The following is a 7,156-nucleotide window of genomic DNA, read 5'->3' as shown; positions in this document are numbered from 1 at the left end:
TAGAAAATTTAGGAGGAGATTATGAAGATGAGTATTGTAATTCAAGTATTTGTTTTTATTGCAGTAGTTATATTACTAGCAAAACCTTTAGGTATTTATATATCGAAAGTATTTAAAGATGAAAAGGTGTTTTTAACTAAGATATTGGCACCAATCGAAAGATTTATATACAAGGTGTTAAATATAAAAAAAGATGAAGAAATGAATGGGAAAGAATATATATTAAGTGTTATTTCATTTAGTGTAATAAGTTTAATATTTGTATTCTTATTGCAAATGATTCAATATATACTTCCGTTAAATCCAGAAAAGCTAAAAAATATAGATTGGAAATTAGCTTTTAATACAGCTACAAGTTTTATTACAAATACAAACTGGCAAGCTTATAGTGGAGAAAGTACTTTAAGCTATTTAACTCAAATGGTAGGATTAACTGTTCAAAACTTTTTATCAGCAGCGGTAGGAATAAGTGTACTTATGGTATTAATAAGAGGATTTAAAAGAAGTAAATGCAACTCTATAGGGAATTTTTGGAAAGATTTAACTAAATCAACTTTATATATACTTTTACCTCTTTCTGTTGTTTTAGCTATATTCTTAACAACACAAGGTGTAGTACAAAATTTAAAGCCTTATCAAGAAGTTAATTTAGTACAGAATGTAGAAACAGAAAATAAAGGTGTAATAGATAATCAAATAATTCCAGGAGGTCCTGCAGCAAGTCAAATTGCTATAAAGCAATTGGGAACCAATGGAGGTGGATTCTTTGGTACAAATTCAGCATATCCATTTGAGAATCCAACTTATTTATCAAATATGGCACAAGTTGTTTCTATAATTTTAATACCTGTAGCATTATGCTTTACATTTGGAGAGATGGTAAACGATAGAAAGCAAGGAAATGTAATTTTATGCTCAATGATGATTATATTCACACTAGCAATATCATCTGCAATGTATTTTGAATTTAAAGCTACCCCAGAGCTTGCAGATAATAAATATATAACAAGTGAATTAAAATCTGATCAGTCTGGTGGAAACATGGAAGGAAAAGAAGCTAGGTTTGGAGTAATAAATTCAGCTATATGGGGAGTAACAACTACTTCAGCATCAAATGGATCTGTAAACTCCATGCATGATTCTTTTACACCAATGGGAGGAATGATTCTAACATTACTTATGCAATTAGGTGAGGTTGTATTTGGAGGAGTTGGATGTGGACTTTATGGAATGCTTGCATTTGTAATTCTTACTGTATTTATATCAGGGCTTATGGTAGGTAGAACTCCAGAATATCTAGGAAAAAAAATAGAACCATTTGAAATGAAGATGGCATCAATTTTAATAATAACTACACCGGCGTTAGTCTTAGTGGGAAGTGCTATCACATGTATGGTTCCAAATATAGACTTTTTCTTAACTAATAATGGACCACATGGTTTCTCAGAAATTTTATATGCACTAAGTTCTACAGGAAACAATAATGGAAGTGCCTTTGCAGGATTTTATACAAATAATAGCTTCATGAATATATTAACAAGTTTAATAATGATATTAGCTCGTTTTATACCAATAGTTTTAATTATAAAAATAGCACAATCATTAGCTAGTAAAAAAATAGTACCACAAAGTGCAGGGACATTAGCAACTAATAATATGTTATTTGTATTTTTATTAGTTGGAGTTGTTCTTATGATAGGGGCATTAGGATTTTTACCATCACTAGCTCTTGGACCAATTGCAGAACATTTGAAGATGTTTTTTTAAACTTTAGTATAAGGGAGATATTATTATGAGTAATTCAAATGAAAGCTTTGTAAGCAAAGATATTTTAAAAGATGCTATAAAAGATTCTATTAAAAAGTTAAGTTTTAAAGTACAGCTTAAAAATCCGGTTATGTTTGTAGTATATATCGGATCAATAATTGCTAGTTTAATAACTATTATGTCATTTTTTAATATGATAAATGACAATACATCATTTGCCTTAATGATAAGTATTTTTTTATGGTCAACAGTACTATTTGCAAACTTTGCAGAAGCTATAGCAGAAGGAAGAGGTAAAGCTCAAGCTAGTAGTCTAAGAGCTGCAAAGAAAGATGTCTTAGCTAAAAAGTTAAAATCTTGCAATAAAAATAGTGAATTTGAAATGGTACAATCAAGCTTATTAAAAAAAGGAGATATAGTTTTAGTTGATGTAAATGAGCAAGTTCCTGCAGATGGAGATGTTATAGAAGGAGTTGCTTCAGTAGATGAAAGTGCTATAACTGGAGAAAGTGCTCCAGTTATAAGAGAATCAGGAGGAGATAGATGTGCAGTGACAGGTGGAACTACAGTAGTTTCTGATTATTTAATAGTAGAAGTAACATCAAGTCCAGGTGAAAGTTTTTTAGATAAGATGATTGCTATGGTAGAAGGTGCTAAAAGGAAAAAGACACCAAATGAAATAGCTTTACAAACATTATTAATTGCATTAACTTCAATATTTTTAATAGTAACAGTGACTTTATATCCATTTAGTTATTTTGCAGTAAAACAAAATGGTGTAGGTACTGTAGTTTCTATAACTTCATTAGTAGCTTTATTAGTTTGTTTAGCTCCAACGACTATTGGAGGTTTACTTTCTTCAATTGGAATTGCAGGCATGAGTAGATTAAATAATAAAAATGTTCTAGCTACATCAGGAAGAGCTATCGAAGCAGCTGGAGATGTAGATGTGCTACTTTTAGATAAAACAGGTACTATAACTCATGGAAATAGACAAGCAAGTGATTTTATACCTCTTAAACATGTGGATATGGAAGAGTTTGTTGATTGTGCAAAATTAAGTTCTGTATTAGATGAAACCCCTGAAGGAAGAAGTATAGTTGTGCTTGCAAAGAAGATGTATTCATTGGGTGATAATGATTTATCAAATAATGAGATAGAATTTGTACCTTTTTCAGCAAAGACTAGAATGAGTGGAGCTAACTTAATCGAAGATAAAATAAGAAAAGGTGCAGCGAGCGCTATAAAACAATTTGTAGAAGAACAGGGTGGGAAATATCCAAAGGAATGTGATGAAATTGTTGAGGAAATCTCAAAAAAAGGTGGGACTCCTTTAGTTGTTTGTAAAAACAATAGGGTATTAGGCGTTATATATTTAAAAGATATTCTTAAAAAAGGAGTATATGAAAAATTCAATGATTTAAGAAAGATGGGAATAAAGACAATAATGATAACAGGAGATAATCCTTTAACAGCAGCAGCAATAGCAGCTGAAGCTGGAGTTGATGATTTTTTAGCAGAGGCAACACCTAAAGCTAAACTTGATTTAATTCATGAGTATCAAAGAAAAGGTCATTTGGTAGCTATGACGGGGGATGGGAGTAACGATGCGCCTGCACTTGCCCAAGCAGATGTTGCTGTTGCTATGAATACAGGTACACAAGCTGCAAAAGAAGCAGGAAACATGGTAGATTTAGATTCTAGTCCAACTAAATTAATAGAAATAGTAAAAATAGGTAAGCAGCTACTTATGACAAGAGGGGCTCTTACGACTTTTAGTATTGCAAATGATATTGCTAAGTATTTTGCAATAATACCACCATTATTTTTAGGAGTTTATCCACAATTGGATAAGTTAAATATAATGAATCTTAATAGCCCTGAAAGTGCTATAATGAGTGCGGTTATATACAACGCAATCATTATAATTGCATTAGTACCACTAGCACTTAAAGGAGTTAAGTATAGAGAATTACCTGCAAGTAAACTTTTATCAAGAAATTTAATGATATATGGGGTAGGTGGGATTATAACGCCATTTATATGTATAAAAATTATAGACATGATTATAGGTACAATTTTATAATATGATAAGGAGATTGAGATATGAAATATATAAAAAGAGCATCGTTAATATTTTTAATTATGACAGTTATAACTGGGATTATATATCCATTAACAATAACTGCTTTTGCTCAAATATTTGTACCAAATAAAGCAAATGGTAGTATAATTGAAGAAAACAATAAAAAGATAGGATCAAAACTTATAGGGCAAAACTTTACAGACCCAAAATATTTCTGGTCAAGACCATCAAAAACGCAAGATTATCCATATAATCCATTAGGGTCTTCTGGAAGCAATATGTCTCCAACTGGCGAAGAATTTAATAAAGTATTAAATGAAAGAATAAAAATGTATACAAAGTATGATGAAAAAAATACAGAAAAAATTCCTGTAGATTTAGTAACAGCATCAGCAAGTGGGCTAGATCCAGATATATCGTTAAGAGGAGCTAAATATCAAGTTGATAGAGTTTCTAAGTATAGCAAAGTTTCTAAAGAAAAATTATTAGAACTTATAGATAAAAATACAAACTCTAAGTTAATAGGTATGTTTGGAGAACCTACGGTAAATGTATTACAGCTTAATCTAGATTTGGAGAAAATTAAATAATTAGTAGGGGGATTTATGAATAGACCAGATCCGGAAAGTTTATTAAATAAAATAAATAAAGAAGAAAAAAGCCAAAAAAGAGGTCAATTAAAAATTTTCTTTGGATATGCAGCAGGAGTAGGTAAAACCTACTCCATGCTTGAGTCTGCACATAGTTTAAAAGAAAGCGGAATAGATGCAGTAGTTGGGTATATAGAACCTCACTCTAGAAAAGAAACACTAGCGCTGCTAGATGGATTAGAGGTACTTGAATTAAAATATATAAAATATAAAACTATAGATTTAAAAGAATTTAACTTAGATTTAGCACTTAAAAGAAAACCAGAGGTTATACTAGTAGATGAACTAGCACACACAAATGCTAAGGTTTGTAGGCATAGCAAAAGATGGCAAGATATAGAGGAACTTTTAATAGCTGGAATAGATGTATATACAACTGTAAATGTACAACATTTAGAAAGTTTAAACGATATAATTGAAATTGTAGCTAATGTTTCAGTTAAAGAAACTATACCTGATAAGTTAATTGATATTTCATCGCAATTAGAACTTATAGATGTAGAGCCAGATGTTTTGCTAGAAAGATTTAACCAAGGTAAAATATATAAAAAAGAGCAAGCTATACAAGCACAAGAAAACTTTTTTGTAAAAGAAAACTTAGTAGCATTAAGAGAATTAGCATTAAGAAAAACAGCTGAAAAAGTTAATAAAGAAGTTGAAATAACTAGATTATCAAAAGGTGGAGTAGAAGTATTGCCAACAAGGGAAACCATTCTTGTTTGTATATCTCCCTCCCCATCTACTGCTAAGTTAATAAGAACCGCATCTAGAATTTCTCAATCATCATTATCAAGAGTAATTGCTATTTATATAAAAGATCCTAATAAAGACGAGTTATCTAAAGAAGCAAAAGCTCAACTAGAGTCTAACTTAGAACTTGCAAAAAAGTTAGGAGCAGAAGTTGTACTGTTACATGGAGACAATATGGTAGAAGATATATTAAGATATTCTAAAATGAGAAATGTAACTAAAATTATAATTGGGAGAAATCATAGAAAACATAGTGTATTTTCAAGGTTTGTAAAAAGAGATGTAGTTGATAAATTAATTGATGAGGCCGATCATATAGATGTACATGTAATACCATATAAAGGTGGGAAAAGCAGAAATTATAGACCTAAAAAACAAAATGGATTTATTTCTAAATTTAAAATTAGTGGAATAGATATAGTTAAAATATTTATTATAACGACAATAACAACACTTATTGCACATGTATTAAAAAATGCTGGATTTATACAAGAAAATATATATTTAATGTATATGTTGGATATAGCATTAATATCTGTATTTACAAATGGATATGGAACAGGTATAATAAGTTCTATTTTAAATATAATTTTATTAAACTACTTATTTACAAGTCCACTATATACGCTAGATATAGATGATACTAACTATATAATTACTTTATTTGTATTTTGTATAGTTGGAATAATAACTTCATCACTTACATCAAGAATAAAGCAGCAAGTAGAAATTTATTCAAAGCGTGAACAAAACACACAGATGTTATATAAAGTTGGAAGAAGTTTTTTAAGATTATCAAATAAAGAAGATATTATAAATACTGGCTTGGAACTTTTATCAATTGGATTAGATAAAAATGTTGCATGCTATGTAAGTGATAAAAATAAAAAGCAGTTAAATCTTTACAAAAACATAAAAAACAATCAAGATGAAGAGTTTTTTATAAATGATTCTGAAAAAGCTGTTGCAACTTGGGCTTTTAATAATGATTCTATAGCGGGTACAGGGACAGATACTTTGCCTGGATCAAATGGATTTTATATGCCTATAATTGGAATGAGTGAAACGCTAGGAGTAGTAGGAGTAGCGTGTATTGATAAGAAGCTTGACAATGAAGACATATGTTTAATTGAAGCAGTAATTGCTCAAATGGCTATAGCACTAGAAAGAGAAATTTTATCAGAAGTTCAAAAAGAGGCTAGTCTTGAAATAGAAAGTGAAAGATTAAGAAGTTGTTTATTAAGAGCTATTTCGCATGATTTAAGAACACCACTTGCTGGCATAAGTGGAGCTGTTAGTACTATTATTAAAAATAAAAACTTGATAGATGAAAGTGTTATTGATGAGTTGCTAAATGGAGTATTTGAAGATACACAATGGCTAATTAGATTAGTGGAGAATTTGCTTAGTATGACAAGGATAGATGAAGGAAAACTTGAGGTAACGAAAAATCCAGAAATAGTTGAAGAGGTTATATCACAATCTTTATCTCATATAAAAAAGAGAATTCAAGATATAAAAATTAAAATAGAAATGCCAGATAAAATACTTTTTGTTCCAATGGATGCAAAGCTTATAGAGCAAGTTTTTATAAACTTAATTGATAATGCTATAAAGTATTCAAAAGGAGCATGTGAGATTAAAATAAGTGTATATGAATTAGGCAATAATGTAGCATTTGAAGTTATAGATAATGGGCCTGGAATTAATGAGAAAGTAATAGATAACATATTTGATAGATTTTTTACTGGAGAATTAAACTATTCAGATTCAAGAAAAGGAGTAGGTCTTGGATTATCAATTTGTAAATCAATAATAAATGCTCATAAAGGTGAAATAAGTGTTAAAAACAACTTAAATAAAGGTGCAACTTTCAAATTTACATTGCCTAAGGAAGAGTAAT

General features: G+C 29.7%; 4 protein-coding genes. All 4 read left to right on the top strand.

From position 1 onward, the window contains the following. The first annotated feature begins 21 nt into the window (after positions 1-21). Genes kdpA through ACRDDE_RS05095 form a run of 4 tightly spaced genes read left to right on the top strand, consistent with a single transcriptional unit; the run spans position 22 to position 7,155 of the window. Positions 22-1,767: a potassium-transporting ATPase subunit KdpA gene (gene kdpA, locus ACRDDE_RS05110; RefSeq protein WP_438626000.1), complete on the top strand. Its 1,746-nt coding sequence runs from the start codon at positions 22-24 to the stop codon at positions 1,765-1,767. Positions 1,768-1,792: 25 nt separating this feature from the next. Continuing rightward, positions 1,793-3,853 carry a potassium-transporting ATPase subunit KdpB gene (gene kdpB, locus ACRDDE_RS05105; protein WP_438625998.1) on the top strand — a complete coding sequence of 687 codons (2,061 nt, stop codon included), beginning with the start codon at positions 1,793-1,795 and terminating at the stop codon, positions 3,851-3,853. Between the two features lie 20 nt (positions 3,854-3,873). Then, positions 3,874-4,443, top strand: a complete 570-nt coding sequence (gene kdpC, locus ACRDDE_RS05100) for a potassium-transporting ATPase subunit KdpC (RefSeq protein ID WP_438625996.1) — start codon at positions 3,874-3,876, stop codon at positions 4,441-4,443. Positions 4,444-4,458: 15 nt separating this feature from the next. Beyond that, on the top strand, positions 4,459-7,155 hold the full coding sequence (locus tag ACRDDE_RS05095; RefSeq protein WP_438625994.1) for an ATP-binding protein: 2,697 nt from the start codon (positions 4,459-4,461) through the stop codon (positions 7,153-7,155). The last annotated feature ends 1 nt before the right edge of the window (position 7,156 follow it).

Origin of the sequence: Paraclostridium sp. (assembly GCF_051656405.1) — a bacterium.
In the GTDB taxonomy this organism is placed as follows: domain Bacteria; phylum Bacillota; class Clostridia; order Peptostreptococcales; family Peptostreptococcaceae; genus Paraclostridium.
The sequence above is the reverse complement of the archived record's forward strand: the minus strand, read 5'-3'. Positions and strand labels throughout refer to the sequence as shown.

What these genes read in the sequence shown, in the direction of transcription:
- kdpA (WP_438626000.1), top strand. Translation starts at nt 22, where the DNA reads ATGAAGATGAGTATTGTAATTCAAGTATTTGTTTTTATTGCAGTAGTT.
- kdpB (WP_438625998.1), top strand. Translation starts at nt 1,793, where the DNA reads ATGAGTAATTCAAATGAAAGCTTTGTAAGCAAAGATATTTTAAAAGAT.
- kdpC (WP_438625996.1), top strand. Translation starts at nt 3,874, where the DNA reads ATGAAATATATAAAAAGAGCATCGTTAATATTTTTAATTATGACAGTT.
- ACRDDE_RS05095 (WP_438625994.1), top strand. Translation starts at nt 4,459, where the DNA reads ATGAATAGACCAGATCCGGAAAGTTTATTAAATAAAATAAATAAAGAA.